The organism is Mycobacterium sp. TH-M15, assembly GCF_057473705.1.
Window position 1 is genome coordinate 1 of sequence record NZ_JBYCLB010000484.1, and the last position, 2,165, is coordinate 2,165.

2 protein-coding genes and 1 pseudogene are annotated in these 2,165 nt (G+C 70.0%); 1 reads left to right on the top strand and 2 read right to left on the bottom strand.

Translation table 11 applies throughout. The features are described from left to right. Positions 1-575: pseudogene (locus AC2VNT_RS11765) on the top strand (hypothetical protein); the annotation flags it as partial. A gap of 61 nt (positions 576-636) precedes the next feature. Here AC2VNT_RS11765 and AC2VNT_RS11770 read toward each other — a convergent pair. Then, positions 637-1,506, bottom strand: coding sequence for a formylglycine-generating enzyme family protein (locus AC2VNT_RS11770; RefSeq protein WP_486947029.1), 870 nt, complete (start codon positions 1,504-1,506; stop codon positions 637-639). A 40-nt stretch (positions 1,507-1,546) separates the two neighbouring features. Next, on the bottom strand, positions 1,547-2,165 hold a 619-nt coding region (locus AC2VNT_RS11775), incomplete at its 5' end, for a LamG domain-containing protein (RefSeq protein ID WP_486947030.1).

The following is a 2,165-nucleotide window of genomic DNA, read 5'->3' on the forward strand; positions in this document are numbered from 1 at the left end:
ACGGCGGCTACGCCAACGTCACCCAGCCGTTCGGACTGTTCCCGAGTCCGCAAGATTTCCAGCAGCTTCCCGGTGCCCTGTACACGGGTACCGAGACCGGAATCGCGAACTTCGTCGGCGATTTCACCGGCACGGGGCCCCACCCGGTGACACTGGGGTCTGCCGCGCTGCCCGACCTGGCCACCATGATGTCCACCATGGCGCCCAACCAGGCACCCTCGATGCCCGACCTTGCCGGGCTCTCCCCGGTCGGCCTCCTCAACGGCCTGCAGGACGGGGTCAACAACGTGGTGAACACCTCCATCACCGCCACCTCGACGGCGTACTCGACGCTGCTTCCCACCGCCGACCTCGGCTTGGCCGCCGTCGCCACGCTGCCGCTGTATGACTTCGACCTGGCCGTCGACGGCATCGCCGAGGCACTCAGCGGCGACCCGGCAGGACTGGTCGACGCGGTCGGCCTCCCGATCGCGGCGGACACGGCGCTGCTGACACTGCTCGGCGCGTACGAGATCACCGCCGTCGCGACCCAGGCGGGATCGATCGTCACCGACCTGGCCGGGCTGATCCCGTGACGCTGTCGTCGGACTAACGCCCCGACGAGCCCCACGGCACCCATGTCGGGCGCTGCACCGCCTACACCACGCAGCGAAACCCGATGTGGGTGGTCGCGGTGTCCTGGGACTGCGGTGAGCGGGCCGCGGGGCGGTACCGGTGGCAGTACTCCGGCGCACACAGGTGTGAGCCTCCCTTGAGCGCCTGGCTGACGCGGGGATCCGCGGGCCCCGCGGGTGTGCAGCAGCTCTTGGGCGGCTGGTCGAGCCGGTGGTGCGCGGAGAACTCGGTGGCCGTCCACTCCCAGACATTGCCGATCATGTCGACCAGCCCGAACCCGTTGGGCGGAAACGTCCCCACCGGCGAGGTACCGACCCAGCCCCGCGCGCCCTCGTTGCGGTACGGGAACCTGCCCTGCCAGGTGTTGGCCATCAGCTCACCGCCCGGCGCGGCCTCCTCCCCCCACGCGTAGGTCGCCGCGCTCCCGGCGCGCGCCGCGAATTCCCATTCGGCCTCGCTCGGCAGCCGCCGCCCCGCCCACCGCGCATATGCCACGGCGTCGGAATAGGCCACCTGCACGACGGGATGGTCGGCGCGGCCGGCGATGTCGCTGTCCGGGCCGAACGGGTGCCGCCAGTCGGCACCGGGAACCCACTCCCACCATTGCCGCCAGTCACGCAGGTCTACCGGACCCGGCGTCGGGCGGAAAACCAGCGCCCCCGCCCGCACATCGTGCACGCCGGGGAACTGTGCCGGGTCGACCGGCTGTTCGGCGACGGTCACATACCCTGTGGCGGCGACGAATTCGCCGAATTGCGCATTGGTCACCGGGTGGCGTTCCACCGCGAAAGGCGCCACGGTCACGGTGTGGATCGGCGCCTCTTCGGGGTAGAAGCTCGTCGAACCCATACGGAACGCGCCACCCGGCAGCTGCACCAGTTCGCTGAGCATCACTTCAGGGTAGGACCGAAAAGGTCAGCCGGGGGCGAGATCAGTCGCGGGCGAACGCCAGCGCCAGTTCGCGTTCCAGGTCCTCGTAGGGCCGGCCCGAGATGTCGACGGTGACCCGGGCGATGGTGCCGCCGGTGAAGGTGAACGGCGCCTGGTAGCGGCTGGAGACCCTGGAGCCGCCGTTGCGCCCGACGGTGATGCCGGCCCCCGCCACCCCGAAAGTCCCCGGTTGAGTTGCCATGTCGGTGAGCGAGCCGACGGCGGTGTCGTCGATGAACAGTTTGGCGTCGCCGAGCGGGGTGTGGCTGTTCTCAACCGTTCCCGTCCGCGCGTAACGCACGCCGAGAACGTGCCGACCGAGCGGGACCGCGCCCGAGGACGAAACCTCTTGTTGACGCTCGCCGAGGAAGTTGTAGACGTAGTGCAGCCGCCCGTCCTGGAGGAACAACACATGCCCGCCGTGGGCGCCGCCCTGCTTGAACAGCACCCCCTCGGCGGCGGCGGTGTCCACCGTCACCTCGGCCAGCACGGCGAAGGAGCGGCCGCGCAGCTCGACGGCCGCGCCGATGGCGACGTCGGCGCAGCCCGGATAGTAGACGTAGGTCTCCCGTTCGCTGACCACTTGGGGCCGCGAACGCGTCATCGTCTCGATGATGTTC

Coding starts and splice junctions, on each gene's coding strand:
- AC2VNT_RS11770 (WP_486947029.1), bottom strand. CDS start 1,506: ATGCTCAGCGAACTGGTGCAGCTGCCGGGTGGCGCGTTCCGTATGGGT.